Annotated in this window: 16 protein-coding genes and 1 pseudogene; 12 read left to right on the forward strand and 5 right to left on the reverse strand. The window is 58.7% G+C overall.

The genetic code is table 11. The features are described 5' to 3' along the window. Positions 1 to 114 precede the first annotated feature (114 nt). The 9 genes from istA (at position 115) to ACK4OE_RS22000 (ending at position 8,998) form a co-directional block, all read left to right on the forward strand. Positions 115 to 1,638: an IS21 family transposase gene (istA, locus tag ACK4OE_RS21960; protein WP_034695485.1), complete on the forward strand. Its 1,524-nt coding sequence runs from the start codon at positions 115 to 117 to the stop codon at positions 1,636 to 1,638. Then, the gene (gene istB / locus ACK4OE_RS21965; RefSeq protein ID WP_008906665.1) at positions 1,631 to 2,446 is read left to right on the forward strand and encodes an IS21-like element helper ATPase IstB; all 816 of its coding nucleotides are present in this window, start codon (positions 1,631 to 1,633) and stop codon (positions 2,444 to 2,446) included. Before istA ends, istB begins: the two co-directional genes overlap by 8 nt. A gap of 189 nt (positions 2,447 to 2,635) precedes the next feature. After that, a complete protein-coding gene (locus tag ACK4OE_RS21970) occupies positions 2,636 to 2,980 on the forward strand; it encodes a hypothetical protein (RefSeq protein WP_409888089.1) in 345 nt (114 codons plus the stop codon). A 376-nt stretch (positions 2,981 to 3,356) separates the two neighbouring features. Further along, a complete protein-coding gene (locus ACK4OE_RS21975) occupies positions 3,357 to 4,178 on the forward strand; it encodes a FadR/GntR family transcriptional regulator (RefSeq protein WP_409888091.1) in 822 nt (273 codons plus the stop codon). A 236-nt stretch (positions 4,179 to 4,414) separates the two neighbouring features. Continuing rightward, positions 4,415 to 5,707: a CaiB/BaiF CoA transferase family protein gene (locus ACK4OE_RS21980; protein ID WP_409888093.1), complete on the forward strand. Its 1,293-nt coding sequence runs from the start codon at positions 4,415 to 4,417 to the stop codon at positions 5,705 to 5,707. Further along, positions 5,704 to 6,897, forward strand: coding sequence for a thiolase family protein (locus tag ACK4OE_RS21985; protein WP_409888095.1), 1,194 nt, complete (start codon positions 5,704 to 5,706; stop codon positions 6,895 to 6,897). The genes ACK4OE_RS21980 and ACK4OE_RS21985 overlap by 4 nt, the downstream gene beginning before the upstream one ends. After that, positions 6,894 to 7,325 carry a Zn-ribbon domain-containing OB-fold protein gene (locus ACK4OE_RS21990; protein WP_409888097.1) on the forward strand — a complete coding sequence of 144 codons (432 nt, stop codon included), beginning with the start codon at positions 6,894 to 6,896 and terminating at the stop codon, positions 7,323 to 7,325. The genes ACK4OE_RS21985 and ACK4OE_RS21990 overlap by 4 nt, the downstream gene beginning before the upstream one ends. Positions 7,326 to 7,345: 20 nt before the next feature. Further along, positions 7,346 to 7,819 (forward strand): MaoC/PaaZ C-terminal domain-containing protein, encoded by a 474-nt coding sequence (locus tag ACK4OE_RS21995; protein WP_409888099.1) that lies wholly within the window; start codon positions 7,346 to 7,348, stop codon positions 7,817 to 7,819. 21 nt (positions 7,820 to 7,840) lie between these two features. Continuing rightward, positions 7,841 to 8,998, forward strand: a complete 1,158-nt coding sequence (locus tag ACK4OE_RS22000; RefSeq protein ID WP_409888101.1) for an acyl-CoA dehydrogenase family protein — start codon at positions 7,841 to 7,843, stop codon at positions 8,996 to 8,998. A 93-nt stretch (positions 8,999 to 9,091) separates the two neighbouring features. Here ACK4OE_RS22000 and ACK4OE_RS22005 read toward each other — a convergent pair whose 3' ends face one another. The 5 genes from ACK4OE_RS22005 to ACK4OE_RS22025 are packed head-to-tail and all read right to left on the reverse strand — an operon-like array spanning position 9,092 to position 14,534. After that, on the reverse strand, positions 9,092 to 10,459 hold the full coding sequence (locus tag ACK4OE_RS22005; RefSeq protein ID WP_409888103.1) for an MmgE/PrpD family protein: 1,368 nt from the start codon (positions 10,457 to 10,459) through the stop codon (positions 9,092 to 9,094). Then, positions 10,456 to 11,418, reverse strand: a complete 963-nt coding sequence (locus ACK4OE_RS22010; RefSeq protein WP_409888105.1) for a Bug family tripartite tricarboxylate transporter substrate binding protein — start codon at positions 11,416 to 11,418, stop codon at positions 10,456 to 10,458. The genes ACK4OE_RS22005 and ACK4OE_RS22010 overlap by 4 nt, the downstream gene beginning before the upstream one ends. Before the next feature lie 43 nt (positions 11,419 to 11,461). Continuing rightward, positions 11,462 to 11,815: an NIPSNAP family protein gene (locus tag ACK4OE_RS22015; protein ID WP_409888107.1), complete on the reverse strand. Its 354-nt coding sequence runs from the start codon at positions 11,813 to 11,815 to the stop codon at positions 11,462 to 11,464. After that, entirely contained in the window at positions 11,812 to 13,551 is a 1,740-nt protein-coding gene (locus ACK4OE_RS22020; RefSeq protein WP_409888109.1) for an FAD-dependent oxidoreductase, read from the reverse strand. The genes ACK4OE_RS22015 and ACK4OE_RS22020 overlap by 4 nt, the downstream gene beginning before the upstream one ends. 11 nt (positions 13,552 to 13,562) lie before the next feature. Further along, complete coding sequence (locus tag ACK4OE_RS22025) at positions 13,563 to 14,534, reverse strand: Bug family tripartite tricarboxylate transporter substrate binding protein (protein ID WP_409888111.1); 972 nt, start codon at positions 14,532 to 14,534, stop codon at positions 13,563 to 13,565. A 156-nt stretch (positions 14,535 to 14,690) separates the two neighbouring features. Between ACK4OE_RS22025 and ACK4OE_RS22030 the strand changes: the two genes are divergently transcribed. The 3 genes and pseudogenes from ACK4OE_RS22030 to ACK4OE_RS22040 all read left to right on the forward strand — a co-directional run. Continuing rightward, complete coding sequence (locus tag ACK4OE_RS22030; RefSeq protein ID WP_409888113.1) at positions 14,691 to 16,130, forward strand: hypothetical protein; 1,440 nt, start codon at positions 14,691 to 14,693, stop codon at positions 16,128 to 16,130. A gap of 13 nt (positions 16,131 to 16,143) precedes the next feature. Then, entirely contained in the window at positions 16,144 to 17,271 is a 1,128-nt protein-coding gene (locus tag ACK4OE_RS22035) for a CaiB/BaiF CoA transferase family protein (RefSeq protein ID WP_409888115.1), read from the forward strand. Positions 17,272 to 17,289: 18 nt separating this feature from the next. Continuing rightward, a pseudogene (locus tag ACK4OE_RS22040) lies at positions 17,290 to 17,419 on the forward strand (electron transfer flavoprotein subunit beta/FixA family protein); the annotation flags it as partial.

Below are 17,419 nucleotides of genomic sequence, written 5' to 3' on the forward strand. Positions count from 1 at the left end.
TGTTGTCGCCGACCGAAAACTGACAGTCTGAAAGGTCTGGTGCCGATCCAAAATTGACAGGGGTGTTCAACTGCCCTGCTGAATTTTTCAGCAGGGATGTAAGAGGTGATCACCATGGACATGATTGGCAAGGTCAGGCGCATGAAGTGGCGCGACCAACTCTCTGACGGAGAGATTTGCAGAAGAACGGGACTGGCCAGAAACACGGTCAAGAAGTGGCTCAAGGCCCCCGGAGACATACCCCCGAAGTACGAGCGCAAGAAGGCTGATGGCAAGCTCACGCCATTTGTGGCGGTGCTGGAGCAGGCCCTGCGCACGGATGCGCACCGGGCCAAGAACGCAAGGCGCAGTGGCAAGGCGCTGTTTGCCCAGATCCAGGCTCAGGGATACCGGGGTGGCTATAGCGCCGTGACTGACTTCATTCGAGCATGGCGGGTGGATAGCGCCAAGGATCCCGCCAAGGCCTTTGTGCCGCTGAGCTTCGAGTTGGGCGAGGCCTTCCAGTTCGACTGGAGTGAGGAAGGACTGCTGGTTGGTGGAGTGTTCTACAAACTGCAAGTGGCCCATCTGAAGCTCTGCGCCAGTCGTGCCTTCTGGCTTGTTGCCTACCCTGGGCAGGGCCATGAGATGCTGTTCGATGCCCATACCCGCTCCTTCCATGCATTGGGAGGCGTTGCCAGGCGTGGCATCTACGACAACATGAAGACGGCGGTGGACAAGGTCAAGAAAGGCAAGGGGCGCATCGTCAACGCACGCTTCTCGGCCATGTGCAGCCACTACCTGTTTGATCCGGACTTCTGCAACGTCGCCTCGGGCTGGGAGAAAGGGGTGGTGGAGAAGAACGTGCAGGACAGTCGCAGGCGGATCTGGATCGAGGCCGCCAGCAGGCGCTTCGGATCGTTTGCCGAACTCAATGCATGGCTGGGCGAGCGGTGTCGCTCGGTGTGGTCCGACTCCGTGCATCCGATCCACAAGCAGTTCACGGTGGCAGAGATGTTGGAGTTGGAGCGCCCCCACCTCATGTCCATGCCTGTGCTGTTTGATGGGTATGTGGAGAAGCCCGCGCGGGTGAGTAGTACATGTCTGGTGGCGGTGGCGCGCAATCGCTACTCCGTTCCTTGCGAATGGGCTGGGCACCTGGTCAGCACGCGTCTGTACCCCAATCGGGTGGACATTGCCTGCGCGCAAACCATCATCGCCAGCCACGCCCGCACGCCGGGCAGTGGCCAAGTCACCTATGACTGGCAGCACTACATTGAACTCGTGCAGCGCAAGCCCGGCGCACTGCGCAACGGTGCGCCGTTCCTGGACTTGCCTGAGCCCTTGCAGCGCTTGCGCAAATCCCTTCTGAGGCACCCTGGCGGTGACCGCACCATGGCACAGGTGCTGGCCAGCGTGCCGCAGGCGGGCTTGGACGCAGTACTGGTGGCGGTTGATCTTGTCCTTGAAGGTGCCACGCCCAATGGAAGTGTCAGTGCTGAGCATGTGCGCAATGTGCTGGCTAGGCTGAATGCGCCACCCAGGCCGGAGCATGCCAAAACCACATTGCAACTGACCAACCTCCCGCTGGCCGATACCGCGCGCTACGACCGTTTGCGCCCTACCCACAACGATAACCAAGGGGTCATCCATGTCTGAATCCAAACGCGATGTGCAAAGCGGGCTCAAGGCACTGCGCCTGAATGGCATGGTCAGTGCCTGGGCTGACCTTATGGAGCAGGATGGCGGCTCCTCGATTCAGAGCTCGCGCTGGCTGATAGAGCACCTGCTTCAAGCGGAAGACGTGGATCGGCATATGCGCTCGATTGCCCACCAGATGAAAGCAGCACGCTTCCCGATTCACCGGGATCTTGCTGGCTTCGACTTCGAGGTCTCACCCGTGGACAAGGTGCTGATCAAGAGGTTGGCGGACCTGAGCTTCACCGACGATGCGCAGAACGTTGTCCTGATTGGTGGTCCTGGCACCGGCAAAACCCACTTGGCAACGGCGCTGGGAATCAATGGGCTGACGCACCATTCCAAACGTGTCCGGTTCTACTCGACGGTGGATCTGGTCAATGCGTTGGAGCAAGAGAAGGCCAAGGGAAATCCGGGGCGCATAGCCATGAGCTTGATGCGCATGGACCTGGTCATTCTGGATGAACTTGGATACCTGCCATTCAGCCAGGCCGGTGGAGCATTGCTGTTCCATCTGCTGTCCAAACTCTATGAGCACACCAGCGTTCTGATCACCACCAACCTGACGTTTGCCGAGTGGTCCGCTGTCTTCGGTGATGCCAAGATGACCACGGCACTGCTGGACCGGCTCACCCATCACTGCCACATCGTTGAAACCGGCAATGAGTCCTACCGCTTCCGCCACAGCTCCAAGGAGGCAAAGGGAAAGATCAAATCCAGAGAAATGAATAGAAAAACAGAAACCAGTCTGGAGGTGCAAGCCCAGTAGGAGGCTATAGTTATCCACAGCCAGCCTAGCAGATACTGGCTACACGCCCCCTATCAAAGTTGGATCGGCACACACTGTCAAGATTCAATCGGCGCCAACAACAATGCTGCAGTGAGCTTCCTGGCCATGTCAGCCGCTCTCCAAAACGCGCGAGAGCATCAGGAGGTAGGTAGCCGATTGAGTTCATCAATGCACGAGGCCGTTGTCCTGGACGTTGAGAACTTTCTTCGCTTTAACGATGGTGTTCTGCAGGCGAGCTTACTTCGAGCAGCCGATGCACATGAACTTGATTATTCTGGTTCGCCAGAACTGAGCGAGATGTTGCGCGAGTTTCTTGAGAAGGTTTTCCTCAATGCAAACCGCCCGTACGGCGAAGCCTCCTTGGAATTTGGCTTGGCGCTAGCTACTCGGCGGCTACGTCTCACCAAAATCGACAGCCTCGAACTTATCGATAGGATCAAGAATAGACTGACACAACCAAGCGTACTCCATGGCTTGATTTACGTCTGGTGGATAGGTATTAAAGGCCACTAGCCTCCTGCTGTGGGGTGAATGGCGGTAAGAGCACAAAAAGCCGTCCTTCGCCGGCGCACCGTCATCGACTGCAACCGCTGCCAAGCGGGCCGCCGTTGTGCCGGCCTCAGGCTTAACTGACGAGCTGGCTTTTCTGTCCAATAGCCTGTTGCGCAGAAACCGGACATTGAGCTCAAGCACAGGCAAAAGTCGGTGCTATTCCAACAAAGGGCGTCAGCAGTGGATCACTCCTGCCGATCTACATGCAAGATTCCGGCCTCGTTTCGTCCGCGGGCGTGCATCTGAGGACGTTCATACGCATCCAACCATATTGGGTCTTGCAGCGATCGCTTTTGGTCCTATCATTGTGCCAATCTAACTATTGGCTCTGAGCACCTTGACGGACTCACAATCTTCCAAACGTTTCTCTGGCGAACTAGCACCTGTCTTTAGGCCAATCAAGTCGCAGCGTGCATTTGAGGAAATCGCAACGCAAATCCGCGCCCAGTTGGCCGAGGGTAAATTGCGCGTAGGCAATCGATTGCCTTCTGAACGGGCGCTCTCCGAGCAATTTGGTGTTTCCCGCAACACATTGCGTGAGGCGCTTCGCTCGCTTGAGCATTCGGGGTTGGTACGACTTCAGAAGGGTGCGACCGGCGGAGCTTTTATCACCGAGGCCAGTGGCGAGACAATCGCAACCGGTTTGCTGGACATGTTCCACAGTGGGTCAATTTTGCCGGCCCAATTGACCGAGGCTCGCATCTGGCTGGAATCCATCGTGGTCCGCGAAGCTTGCCAGCGCGCAGTTCCCAATGACATCGAAAACCTGCGCGAAAATGTGCGCCAAGCTGAAGAGGCGAATGCGCAGGGGGATCTAGGCAAGCGCGCTGAGGCCAATTTGGAGTTTCACCGAATTCTCGCGCGCATGACCGGGAACCCTGTCATGGTGATTGTCATGGACAGCGTACTCTCTGTTTTGCGCCACTTCGTACAGACAATCGGTCCTTACGAGAACTCGTTTGTTTTGCCTTCTCGCAAACGCTTCATCAAGATGATGGAAGCGCGGGATGCGGAGGGCGCGGTTGCCGAAATGGAAGCCAGTCTCAAGCGCCTACAGCGCAGCTACCTTTCCCTGGCCAAAGAAGCTGCGCCAGTGGCAGCTGCAAAACTGCCTGAAGAATCTTACGCCGAGAATCCGATCAGGACACGTAAAAAGTAGCGCGCGTGGTGGGCGCTAAATCGATTACCCACTTGCATGTGCAAGCGCTGAACCACTCGCTGCTGGCGCAACAATAGCAGCTCCCCTTTACGTAACGCCTATGGAAGCCCCATCGACAGCCGTCGATGGGGCTTTTTGACGTTACGTACCGGTACTGGTAATTGACCCGCTCATGGGCAGGGCTGGGCAAACGTCTTTTCTTCAATATAATGGTTGAACCATTGATAGGATAACCAATGTTCAATCAGCAAAGCATCGACTCTCTTCCGATCCATCAGAGTACGCCGTCTCAGGCGTCGCCCGCGCTCAAAGGGCTTCGAGTGATCGACTTCACGCATTTCGTGGCAGGCCCGCTGTCGACACAGACCCTGGCCGACTTCGGCGCCGACGTGATCAAGATCGAGGCTCCGGAGCGGGGCGAAGACTTTCGTCACTACCCCACAGTAGACCCCGCCATTCCTGCCCAGGGAGGTCCCTTTATCTGGGCCAACCGCAACAAGAAAAGCCTCGCGCTAGACATGAAGAGCGAGGCAGGGCTCGAAATTGCGAAGGAACTCATTGCCCAAGCCGACGTGTTGGTGGAGAACTTCTCTAGCGGCGTGATGGATCGATTTGGACTGGACTACGCAGCATGCGCCAAGCTCAATCCACGCCTGGTCTACTGCTCCATCTCGGCCTACGGGCGTGAAGGTCCTTATGCGGACCGATTGGGCTTTGACCCTATCGCGCAGGCGGAAAGCGGCTTTATCTCCATGAACGGGTACAGAGACCGACAAGGAGTTCGCACGGGCGCCGCAGTGATGGACGTTGCGACGGCAATGTCCGCCACCAATGCCATCTTGCTGGCGTTGATGGCCCGCACGAGGGACGGTGTGGGGCAGAAAGTTGAAGTGGCCTTGTTCGACACAGCCATCCTCATGACCGGGTTCGGCGCCATGCAGCACCTGACCACGGGCTACGAGCCTCAGCGTAACGGCAACGTCAGTCCCGACACATGTCCTTCGGGCGTTTTCCAGTCGCAAGACAAACCTTTCTATATCAACTGTGGCAATGACAAGATTTTCCAGCGGTTGTTTGAGCAGGTGCTGGAGCGGCCCGATCTTGCGCACGATCCCGTGCTCTCGCAGCGGGTCAAGCGGCTTGAGCAGCGCGAGCGCATCTTTCAGATCATGGACGAGGCCTTCGCCAAGCAACCGTGGAGCCATTGGGCGCCCCTGTTGCGTGCAGCGAACGTGCCGCATGGGCAGGTACGGACACTGGGGGAAGCACTCGCGTCGGATGAAGCGCGATCGCGCGGTCTAGTCACGCGCATCCCGCATCCGGTCAAGGGCTGGATTCCCAACATCGCCAGTCCATTGCGGTTGGCGCGGACGCCGGCGGTAGCACCCTTCGCCGCGCCGTCGGTCGGGCAACACACCCAAGCAGTTCTGAGAGAAACGCTTGGCTACGACGAAGACCACATCGCGCAGCTGCAATCTGAGGGAGCATTTGGATTGGCAAGCGCCGATGCGGTGAAGGTGACATCGTGACCCGACGCGTCGCTTTGATCGGCGCCAGCGCCATCCCCAACGGCAGGCATCAGACCGCTGACGAGGAAGAGCTGCAGGTCCTTGAAAACGAGATCATGACGCGGCTGGTCGCCGAAGCGGTCCAGGACGCGGGCATCTCCAAGGAAGACATCCAGAGCCTGGTGTTTACCTTGCCGCGTCCATACACGCGCCAGAAGTACTTCCACACATTTCTGGTGGGCCAACTGCGGCTGGCCTGCCGCGGCAGTGTGATGGAGGTGATGGGCAACGGCATGACGGCGGCATTAGCCTTCGACAAGGCTTGCGACGAAATCCTTCTGGGTCGCTCAGATGTGGCGCTGGCGCTCGGCATCAACATGGAAAGCGCAGTCTCTGCCGCAGAGCACATGATGAGCAGTATGCGCACGACGGGGGATGTGGACTTTCACACCTCCGCTGGCTTTACGCCGATTGCGTGGTATGCGATGGACGCCATGCGCTACATGCACGAGACCGGTGCTACGCGCGAGCAACTGGCCTCTGTGGCGGTGAAGAACCGCCACCACGCTTCGTTGAACCCGTTAGCGCAGTACCGTAAACCGATCACGCTGGAGGAGGTACTGGCGCAGCGCCCCATCGTCGAGCCACTGGGATTGTATGACGTGCCGCCACGCGGAGATGGCGCCGCATGCTTGGTGCTGGCGAGTGAGGAAGTCGCCAAGTCGCTCGGAAAGCCCTATGTACTGGTGCGTGGCCGCGGGTTCTACCACGATGGATCGCACCAGATCAACGACGTGCCCAACGACATGATCGGCTTCGAGGCTGCTGCCCGCGCATCGCGCGATGCCTACGCGCAGGCAGGTATCACTGCCGCCGACCTGGATGTGGTGGAGCTCTACGCCCCCTGCACGATCGTCGAGGTACTGGTGAGCGAGGCGATTGGCCTGGTGCCCAGAGGCCATGGAGCCCGCGCAGCTTTTGAAGGGGAGACGCGCCTGGGCGGCCGCATCCCGGTGTCGACATCCGGCGGCCTGACCTCTCGGGGCCATCCGGCTTACGTGACTTCACTCTACAACTACGTTGAGCTCGCCGACCAACTGCGCGGCCGGGCTGGCGCGCGCCAGGTGAAGAACGCGCGCTTCGGCCTTTCCACTGGCGAACTGGGTAACTACAACGCCGCCCTCGTACACGTTCTGGAAGCCATGGCATGACGCAGATACACACATTTCCAGCGCCGGGCCGCCGTGCCTATCCACCGCGTACCTCCGCTTTTACCAGAACGTTCTGGGACGGCCTCGCACAAGGCCGCTGGCAGACCACCTGCTGCGAGACTTGCGGCAAGCAGACGTTCCCGCCGCGACCTATCTGTCCGCATTGCTGGTCAGACAAGGTGGTCTGGAGCCCGCTGTCCGCCCGCGGCACGCTCTATTCCTGGACCCGCATCCATGCGGCACCTGCCGTCTTTGCAGCCGAGGCGCCCTATGCCGTTGGCATTGTCGACCTGGACAGCCACATCCGGCTTGCATGCCGACTGCTGGATGCTCCGGGCGTTACCTGGACCCCGGGGATGGCTGTGGAAATGGCCGTCATGCAATACGAAGACGGGCCGCTGTTTGCGGCGCGAGCAGTCGCGTCCTGAAACTGAAACAAGGAACCAAAATGCGAGGCAAATGTATTGAAGAATTCGAGGTCGGGCAGGTCGATGAAAGTCGGGCCCGTACCATTACTGAAACCGATGTCGTCCAGTTCTCCTGGATCTCTGGCGACGTCAATCCAATGCACACAGATTCAGTGCATAGCGCCAAGTCTCCGCTGGGACAGCGCATCGCGCACGGTGCGCTAGGGCTTTCAGTAGCCACTGGGTTGAGCGCCAGTCTTGGCTACCTGGACGGCACAGCAATTGCAGCACTGGGCATTGATGAGTGGAAATTTATCAAACCCATCCTATTCAACGACACCATCCGCCTGCGCGCCACAGTGGTTGCCGTGCGACCTACTTCCAAGCCTGACCGCGGCGTGTTGGTCCGCCGCATGGATCTTCTGAATCAGCATGACGACGTCGTGCAGACCGGACTCATGACCACCATGGTCCTCACTATTGCGGGCCGCAAGGCCATTAAGAACAAGCCCTGAACCTGTTTCCACGGAGTAACCATGTCCCAATCACTGATCAATACCGCCGGCCTGACCGAAGACCAACGCATGATGCGCGAGGGCGTGCTCGACCTGTTGTCGCGCCACCTTCCCTGGGAGAAGGTGCGCAAGATGGACGAGGCGCGCGAGTTTCCGCATGAGGCCTACAACGCGCTGGCCGAAGCCGGCTATCTGGGCCTGTTCTACCCCGAAGAACTTGGTGGCATGGGCGGCACCTACAAGGACATCGCGGTGTTCCTGGAAACGCTGGGTTACTACTACACCGGTATCGCCCAGGCTGTGACCACTTCGGCGATCTATGCTGGCATGCACGTGGCGAAGTTTGGCTCGCCAGAGCTGAAGCAGGAGATCATTCCTAAGATCATCAGCGGCCAGGCCAAACTGGCATTGGGTATGTCGGAGCCTGGCACCGGCTCCGACGTTGCAGGGATCAAGACGTCCGCAGTCCGCGATGGCGACGACTATGTCATCAACGGAAGCAAGGTGTGGATTACCTGCGCCCACGTCGCCGACTACATCGTGGCCATCGTGAAGACGGATACGCAGGCCCGCCACAACGGGATCAGCACCATCCTGGTGCCGACCACGGCGCCCGGCGTGACGATCCGCCCGCTTTCAATGCTTGGACGGCGCACCACACATGCCAACGAAGTTTTCTTCGACAACGTCCGCGTGCCGTCTGGGTATCTGTTCGGGGGCGAAGGACAGGCCTGGAAGAACATCATGAAAGCCCTGGGTCTGGAGCGCCTCGGCCTGGCCGCGATCTCGTCCGGACACTGCTTCAAGATCACCGAATATGCGCGCGACTATGCCCGCGACCGCATTCAGTTTGGTAAGCCGATCTCTCAGTTCCAGGTGATCCAGCACAAGCTGGCCGACATGATGATCATGTCCGAGACGGCGCGGCAGCTAACCTACCGTGTGGCCGACCTGCTGGACGGAGGCTTCCCGGTGGTGCAGGAAGCGTCGATGGCGAAGATTGTCGCCACCGAGAACAACTTCAAGTGTGCCGACATCGGCATGCAGATCATGGGCGGTGCTGGCTACTCCAACGAGTACGACATGCAGATGTTCTTCCGCGACTCGCGCGTGGGCCCCATCGGCGGTGGCACCAGCGAGATCCAGCGCAACATCATCGCCAAGCAGATGGACCTGTAATACGGGCGAACGGCCCAATACAAAAGGGCCCGCCGGGAAACCGGCGGGCCCTTTTGTATTGCGTCACCGCTTTTCGCGGTGGGGGTGCAGCTTTCAGCTGCGAAGCATTGCGATCCACGTGCTCACGTTGTCCACGGCTTCCAGTGACAAAGCCTGTTGCGCGAATCGCTCTGCGCGGGGGCGCCCCAGTACCGGATCGGCCAGCGCGTGGAACTTCGCCACCACCTCATCGTCACCCAGAGGTTCCTGCGGCGAACCGCGGGGGGCTGTCCCGGGCTGCACCGTGGTCTGCCCACTGGCGTCGGTCACCGCGATGCTGCATTGGTGATAGTGCGTGAGGGCAGGGTCCGGCACCACGGAGATCCGTTGCATGGCTGCCAGCACCTCTGGGCGTCGCAGCTGGTCGGGCAGGGCGATGCTGTGCTCCGGCAGGATCACATCGGCGCCACAGGCAACCAACGCCAGGCAGTACTGCAGGTGGAAGCGGGCGTCATTTGGGGAGTCTGGCAGGCGTTCCTTGCTCACGACGTCGGCCACGTAGGTGGGAACGCGCACTTCGACGCGCGCATCCTGGAGGGCCGCCCCTAGGCTCTGGCGCAGCTTGCCCAGTGCATCTGCGGCGGAATGCAGGTAACCGCAGCATGCGTGCAGCTTGCGCCGCGGTTGCTCCAGCGCCCAGCGGTTGTTCCAGGCCACTGCATCGAAGCTACCTTCCGTAGAGGCCGTAGCGAAGTATCCGATCTTGCTGTCGAGCAAGTTAACGGGGCCCGTCATGCCCGCCTTCGCATACTGCGCAGCGGTCACGCCCGAGTCCGCGGGCTGGGCGCCAAACAGCATTGGCTTGACTGAGCCTCCGTGACCAAAGATTACTTCCGCGGGACACCAACCGGCTAGGCTACCGGCAATTGCCATGGCATGCAGCGTTTTCTCTTCGTCTAGGGAGAGCAAGCGAGCGGCTGCGACAGCCGAACCGAAAGATGCCGGTATGCCCACGGGTACCAGCCCTGACTCGGTGTAGCGGCGCAGTGAGGGGTAGACAGAGTCATACACCCGCGTGGTCACTTCGATGCCACGGACGACCGCTTCGAGCAAACGCGCGCCGCTGGTCTCCAGCGACTCACCAAGGGCGAGCGCAGCCGATACATTTCCGATACTGGCGTGACCACCTATGAGATCGTTCAGTTCGAGGACGTCGCCCAGATAGCCGTTGATGCGCATTGCTGCGCGCAGCCCGCGACGGTGCGAAGTGCCGAATACAGTGGCGGTTTGATCGCCCGACTCTGGCTCGCACGCGAGTACCAACTGCGCCTCCTCGGTACGACTACCAGCCAATATGCACCCGATCGTATCCAGGATGCAAAGTCTCGCTTGCTGTCGGACGGACTCGGGGATGTGGGCGCCAAACATAGAGCGCGCCTGCTGCGCGATCTGCCACAAGGTGGAGTTGATGGCTGTGTTCATTCTTTTTCTATACCCGCCTGTTGTGCAACGGCCTTGTATTTGGCGGCGTCCTTGCGCATCTCTTCGCCGTAGGCCTGCGGCGACAGCACCGTTGCCTCCATGCCCAGGCGGGTGTAGAGGGCTTGGACATCTGGGGTCGCGACAGCTTTGGCAATTTCGCTATGCAGTCGCTCGATCACTGACTGAGGTGTTCCCGCCGGGGCCAATACACCAAGCCAGCCATTGAATGCAAAGCCCTTAAAGCCTAACTCTTGCATGGTGGGTACGTCTGGCAAGCTGGGCGTTCTGTTGGAGCCCAGTACGGCCAGCGCGCGAACTCGCTTGGCCTGCAGCATCGGTCCTACGGCCCCCAAAGCATCGGGATTGACGGTAAGCCGACCAGCCAGCAATTCGGTGAGTGCTTGAGGAGGACTTGTAAAGGGGACACCAAGGAGGTCTATGCCAGCACTGGTGTTAACGGCCTCCATAGCGATCCTATACAACCCTGCTGAATTTCCGTACGTCAGGGTCTTGGGAGACTTTTTGGCGGCCGCCACCAAATCTGGGACGCTGCCGATCGGTGAATCCTGGGTGACGGTCAGCAACAGAGGGGTGTTGGCCATCGTGGCGACCGGCGTGAAGTCCTTGAACAAATCGACCGGGACGTTTCTGGAGATGATGGGAGGCACCACCGTGGTCGAGACGGTTCCTACCACCAGTGTGTGGCCGTCAGGTTTACTGCGCGCCACCGCTTGCATGCCGATTCCGCCCATGGCGCCCGGCCGGTTTTCCACTACAACCGGCTGGCCTAGCGGACCGGCAATCTTCTGCGCCACTGCTCGCGCCGTCACGTCCGAACTGGAACCAGGAGGGAATGGAACGATTAACTTAACTGTTTGACTTGGATACTGTGCTTCGGCTTGTACACCTGCGCATGCAAGAGCGGTTGCGAGCAAGATGACGCGCTTATTGAATCTCATATTTGTCTCCTGTATTGAAATTTGGCGCACCGGGTGCGCGGTTTTACTGGGGTGAAGGATCGATATTTATCGGGACAGCACGAATCAATCGCGTTTCTTGCGAAGTGATAAGGTGACCGGACGCGGCAAGGTATTTTCCGAAGGCGGGATGGTTGTCGCGCGCGCGGCTCCGCAGCTCGTAGTCAGCCAAGTCGGTGTAGCCCCATAGGTGGACAAACTGATTTAGAGGGCCCACTACGCTGGTGTAGAAACCCAGCGGATGCCCCAACGTCTCCAGCAACACCGGCAGTGCAAGACGCTGAAACGCGTCAATAAACTCTGGCATCTTTCTCAGCGCGATGGTGTATACGCGGTGATCCACCAACGGGCGATCAAGTAGGAATAGATTGCTATTCATGCGTACTCCCGATCGCTATTGCCCCGCGGTTGTGGCACTGCTGCCCGCGCTGCAACATCAGCGATGTGGTTTGCAGTGACGTATCCAAACGTCATATTGGGGCCGTGGGTGATGCCTGCTCCAGGATAATTGCCGCCCATGATGCTGGCTCGATCGTTACCTGCTGCATACAGGCCTGCAATCGGAGTACCGTCGCGACGTAGAACCTCGCCCACCACGCTGGTTGTGATGCCATCGAATGTTCCGAGATCACCCATTACCACCTTCACGGCGAAGAATGGTCCTTGCTCAATGGGGGCAACACAAGGGTTTGGCTTGCGCTCTGGATCTGCAAGATAGCGATTGAAACTTGTACTTCCCCGTCCAAAGGCAGGATCGTCTCCTCTGACTGCGTCTTTGTTGTACTCGCGCACGGTCTGCTCAAGATTGACGGCGTCGATGCCGGTGCGCAGTGCGAGATCTGCAAGAGTACGGCCTTTAATCAGATAGCCACTGCGCACAAAGCTGCCGATTGGCATGGGTGCAGGCTTCACATAACCCAAGCCATATTTAGAGAGGGTTGACTTGTCGCAGACGAGCCACATGGCCGTCTCCTTCATGCCGGCGCAAGCCTTTTCCATCGCCGCACCAACGTCGTGGTAGGAGTTCGATTCGTTGGTGAAGCGACGACCATTCGATAGCACCCCAATCACGCCTGGCTTGTAGCGATCCAGCAGGTGTGGGAAAACGCCAATCTCCCCCTTGCCAAAGTCCACCTGAGTCACGGGCATCCAGGCTGCGGGCTCCTGAAAGCGCATATCCACTACACCGCCTACAGCCTCAGCCATGTTGGGACCATCCCCTGTATTGCTCTTGGGCGTTGGTGAAAGATGCTGGTGTCCTCGATTGACATGAGGATAGGCCTTGGCGATCCGCTGGACATCGTGCGGAAAACCGCCTGTAGCGAGCACAACACCATGCCTTGCAGTGATGCGTTGGTCGACTCCCAGACGATTTACAAGCACACCAACTAAACGCTCGTTCTCGACCACAACATTCCGTACCGGCGTCTCGGTGAGGATGGGAATTCCAAGATCAAATGCCGACTTGGCCAGGCGGGCGGCAAGTGCGTTCCCACTGGTAACCTGCACAGCACGGCGATACAACGCGAGTTCTTTCATGTGATTCGCCAGACGCTTGGCGACATAAAAGAACGAAGTCAAGGATTTGGTCACGCGAAAGAAGTGCTTCAGATCTGCGTTGGATGAGTTGAACATCATCCCCATGAACGTGATCGTTTTCAGCGGGGGCTTGAGCCGGTCCATATCCTTGCCCAGCTCCCGAATGTCGTAAGGAGCTGCCAAAATGGACCGTCCGATATCGACACCTCCAGGAGCATCAGGGTGGTAGTCCGGGTAGAGCGTAGGGATGAACTGCATGGCGGTGTTCTGCTCGAAGAACTCCACCATCTTTGGACCGTTCTCAATGAAGCATTTCACAGCCTCTTCGTCATAAAACTTTCCAGTTTCGGACTGCATATAGGTTTGCACTGCTCTGACGGAATCACTGTCGTTCTGCTTGCGGCCATGGTGGTTGAGCGGAACCCACAACACTCCACCGGATAAGGCCGTCGTACCACCAAAGACGGGCTCCTTTTCCAGCACCACTACATCCAGCCCGCGCTTCTTTGCTGTGATGGCGCAAGCCAATCCTGCAGCGCCTGAGCCTGCAATGATCAAGTCGTACACTTCTTTCATGAGGGCCTCCCTTACTCAGCCTTGATGCCGTATTTGCTGACGACTTCACGCAACTGAGCGGTCTCTTCCCTCATCACCTTTGCAAACTCGGCAGGTGTGGACGTCTGAGGCAACGCGCCAGTAGGCTGCAGTTTTTCGCGAATGGAATCATCGGACATCACTGTCTTCACAGCCGCATTGATCTTGGCAACCACGTCATCCGGAGTGCCTGCAGGAGCCAGCAGCCCGAACCAGATTTCTGAGGTAAAGCCGGCGACAGTCTTGTTGAGCGTCGGCGTACCGGGGAGCAGCGGTGAGGGGCTTGGAGTCGCTACACCCAACAGCTTGATGTTGCCCTGCTGAATCTGGCCCAGCATCGCCGACGAAGGTGTTGTGAGCAGCATTTGGACTTCACCTGAGCGAATAGCCATTGTGGTGTTGGCTTCTCCGCGGTAGGGCACATGCTCGACCTTCATGCCGGCCATTTGCGCAAATCTCGCGGATGCGATGTGACCAAACGACGCAGGGCCTGCCGACGCATACTGGATACCGTTAGGTTGGCTGCGTGCGTACTGGATGAAGTGGGCCACGCTGTTGGCGGTAATGGACTTGTTTGTTACCAGCACCATGGGAACTGACGTCATGATGCTGATGGGCTTGAAATCTTTCAGTGCGTCGTAGCCGGCCTTTTCACTCAGTAACGGCGAGAGCAGCACGCCAGAATTGGGGTATAGCAAGGTGTAGCCGTCTGCTTTTGAGCGCGCCACGTACTGTGCAGCAATAGCCCCCGAAGCCCCGGCTTTGTTCTCCACCACGATCGGCTGGCCGAGAAGCTTGCTCAACCGTTCCTGAACCATGCGCACTTGCCCATCGCTGGTCCCACCTGCTGGATAAGGCACAACAATGGTGATGGGGCGCGACGGGAAGCTGTCGGTTTGCGCGCCGGCCAGACTTGTGCTCAAAGCGGACAAAGCCACGATCAGTGCTCTTTTGCTCATCTTCATCTCTTGTGTCTCCTGGTATTGGTGGTACCGCTCAGCCCGAGCAGCAATGTTCAATGGTTGATCCATTCATTGTATATTAGGTACATGCAGTCTCCAAGCCGCATAAAAACCCTAAGGCGAAAGCCAAAACAGCCTCTCGCATGGGACAGATCTACGATGGACAAGCTGCCGGATTCATCTCCTGCGCGTCAAACGAAACCAGCGGTATCGAACGTAATGTCCGCGTGGGTACCGTCAATCGATGTCGCTGTGATGAGTGCTATTCCAGTTCTGACGCTGGCGGATCTCTTGCTTCGCAAGCCTGGGCTGGTCGCCGGAGTGGCACTAGTGGCGCTGGTTTTTTTGTCGCGTCATTTGAATCACGTCGCACGTCCCCTTCGCCGCACTTCAGCGGTACTTCTAGCCGTGACGGTTTTGCTGCTGCCACTGCTTTCTTCGCCAATCGCAACTTTGGAGCGTGGAGTTCGCATCGGTGCGCTGATTGCTTCGCTCTTGGTGACAATCAACCTGCTTTCGCGCTCCGCCTCCCGGGTGACACAAGTACGCATCCTTCTTCAGCGCCTGTATCACGTGCATCCCAGTCAAAGGTACGGCGTGCTCAGCATGGCGAGCCAGTTCTTTGGCGGCCTACTAGGGCTCGCAGGCATCTCGATGATGATGGAGTCGGCAGCTCAGCAGAAAGACCTGGCTGACTCCGAGAAAATTGCCGCCTTCTCTGCCGTCACCCGCGGCTACGCAGCCCTAAGCCTTTGGAGCCCGATGTATAGCAATATGAGTATCGTGCTGGCCATGTACGAAGGAGCGAGCTGGGCAGGGGTGCTACCGGTAGCTCTTGGAATCACGACGATGTTTATCGTGCTTGGCGTCGTGCTGGACCGATTCGCCGTTTCGAAGAGAGTCGTTTCCGCCGATCCATCTGTTGTGAATGTGGGCGAGCTTGTCCGCAGTGGCTGGCCAGTGCTGCTGGCCATGCTCGGTTTTGTGTCGCTCATGGTCGTGACCAGCCGATGGTTGGCAATGCCAATCTCCGCCGTGATCATTTCCCTCGCCCCTGCCGTGGCGTGGTTATTGAATGCTCGATTGCTGGGCGGTGGCCTTGGCTGCTGCCACGCGGCGACTCGTCAACTGGGGCAGGATATGTCCAGCTTCAGAGGAATGGCGGGCGAAGTCATGATTTTCATGGCCTCGGGCTGCGCAGGGACTGTAATTGGCAACGCCATCCCCCCTGAATGGACCGCTGCCGTGGGCGCCTCAGTCGCGGGTTATCCAGCCCTGGCCTGCCTGACTGTGTCTTCGACCATTGTGCTGATGTCGGCCAGCGCGATGCATCCCATGCTGAGTTCCGTCATCGTTGGCGCCAGCCTGGGGCCTGCCCTGTTGGGCTTGCCAGTGTTGGTGCACATCAGTGCAGTCCTCATTGGCTGGGGTCTTGCGATCATTGTTACGCCCTTCTCGGTAGTCAGCGCGCTCGCAAGTCGCTGGTCAGGAATTCCCGTAATCGTGATAAGCCTGCGGGCGAATGCTGTTTTTGTCTTGCTAGCACTTGGTAGCTCCGCCAGCGCTTTGGGGTTGGTAGCTCGCGCCATAGGGAACTGAACTGGAGAAGCACGTGGAAAAAAACTCCTCACCCACACGCGAAGGTCCGTTGGCCGGATTGCGAATTGTCGAGTTTGCGGGTCTGGGACCAGGGCCCTTCGCCTGCATGCTCTTGTCAGACATGGGAGCGGAAGTGGTGCGCATTGATCGTCCGGATGCGCCGCCGGTGAGTCCTTTGGACATTGTCGGACGGGGACGCCGGACCATCCTGCTGGACCTGAAGCGGCCCGAGGCCGTTGAGCAAGTACTGCAGTTGCTCGAAAAGGCAGACGCGTTGGTGGAGGGTTTCAGGCCCGGGGTCATGGAGCGGCTTGGACTCGGCCCAAAATTGGTTGCACAGCGCAACCCCCGCTTGGTCTACGGCCGGATGACTGGTTGGGGACAAGATGGGCCGCTCGCACAGGTGGCTGGCCATGACATCAACTACATCGCAGTTACAGGTGCACTAGCTACCATCGGCGAGGCAGACAGAGGTCCCGTGCCGCCGTTGAACCTGGTGGGTGACTATGGCGGAGGCAGTCTGTACTTGGTGACGGGTCTGCTCGCGGCGCTGCTGCACGCTCGCGCTACGGGGGAGGGCCAAGTGGTGGATGCCGCCATCTGCGATGGTGTGCTCTCTATGCTGAACAATAACCTGTCTCACCGATTGCGGGACCTATACCGCGACCAGCGGTATAGCAACATGCTGGATGGTGGCGCGCCTTACTACACAACGTACGAGACTGCCGACAAAAGGCATGTAGCTGTCGGGCCTATTGAGCCCCAGTTTTTTGCCCTGCTGTGTCAACAATTGGATTTGCCCGATACCTTACGGGACGCCCAAAAGGACCGTGCTCGTTGGCACCTCCTACGTGACGCCATCGCCGCAGCATTTCGCCAGCGTACCCTGGCAGAGTGGTGCTTGCGAATAGAGGGTAGCGATAGTTGCTTTGCCCCCGTTCTGACGCTGGAGGAAGCTCAGCAGCATCCCCACATCCAGTCGCGCAAAAGTTTTACGAGCGTCGATGGTGTAACGCACATCGCGCCAGCACCGCGCTTCTCGCGCACGCCTGGACGCATTCAGTGCTCCGCCGGTGTCCCGCCCGTTGATGTCGCTAGCGTATTGGCAAGCTGGCTCAAAGATTCTCCCAACCAGCAATGAAAGTGAGCTGATCGACCTATGAAAATCCTCGTCCCTGTCAAGCGCGTGGTGGACTACAACGTGAAGGTCCGCGTCAAATCGGACAACACGGGTGTGGACATCGCCAACGTGAAGATGAGCATGAACCCCTTTGACGAAATCGCCGTTG

Source organism: Acidovorax sp. (genome assembly GCF_046314175.1).
GTDB lineage: Bacteria > Pseudomonadota > Gammaproteobacteria > Burkholderiales > Burkholderiaceae_C > Acidovorax.

What these genes read in the sequence shown, in the direction of transcription:
- istA (WP_034695485.1), top strand. Translation starts at nt 115, where the DNA reads ATGGACATGATTGGCAAGGTCAGGCGCATGAAGTGGCGCGACCAACTC.
- istB (WP_008906665.1), top strand. Translation starts at nt 1,631, where the DNA reads ATGTCTGAATCCAAACGCGATGTGCAAAGCGGGCTCAAGGCACTGCGC.
- ACK4OE_RS21970 (WP_409888089.1), top strand. Translation starts at nt 2,636, where the DNA reads ATGCACGAGGCCGTTGTCCTGGACGTTGAGAACTTTCTTCGCTTTAAC.
- ACK4OE_RS21980 (WP_409888093.1), top strand. Translation starts at nt 4,415, where the DNA reads ATGTTCAATCAGCAAAGCATCGACTCTCTTCCGATCCATCAGAGTACG.
- ACK4OE_RS21990 (WP_409888097.1), top strand. Translation starts at nt 6,894, where the DNA reads ATGACGCAGATACACACATTTCCAGCGCCGGGCCGCCGTGCCTATCCA.
- ACK4OE_RS21995 (WP_409888099.1), top strand. Translation starts at nt 7,346, where the DNA reads ATGCGAGGCAAATGTATTGAAGAATTCGAGGTCGGGCAGGTCGATGAA.
- ACK4OE_RS22000 (WP_409888101.1), top strand. Translation starts at nt 7,841, where the DNA reads ATGTCCCAATCACTGATCAATACCGCCGGCCTGACCGAAGACCAACGC.
- ACK4OE_RS22005 (WP_409888103.1), bottom strand. Translation starts at nt 10,459, where the DNA reads ATGAACACAGCCATCAACTCCACCTTGTGGCAGATCGCGCAGCAGGCG.
- ACK4OE_RS22010 (WP_409888105.1), bottom strand. Translation starts at nt 11,418, where the DNA reads ATGAGATTCAATAAGCGCGTCATCTTGCTCGCAACCGCTCTTGCATGC.
- ACK4OE_RS22015 (WP_409888107.1), bottom strand. Translation starts at nt 11,815, where the DNA reads ATGAATAGCAATCTATTCCTACTTGATCGCCCGTTGGTGGATCACCGC.
- ACK4OE_RS22020 (WP_409888109.1), bottom strand. Translation starts at nt 13,551, where the DNA reads ATGAAAGAAGTGTACGACTTGATCATTGCAGGCTCAGGCGCTGCAGGA.
- ACK4OE_RS22025 (WP_409888111.1), bottom strand. Translation starts at nt 14,534, where the DNA reads ATGAAGATGAGCAAAAGAGCACTGATCGTGGCTTTGTCCGCTTTGAGC.
- ACK4OE_RS22030 (WP_409888113.1), top strand. Translation starts at nt 14,691, where the DNA reads ATGGACAAGCTGCCGGATTCATCTCCTGCGCGTCAAACGAAACCAGCG.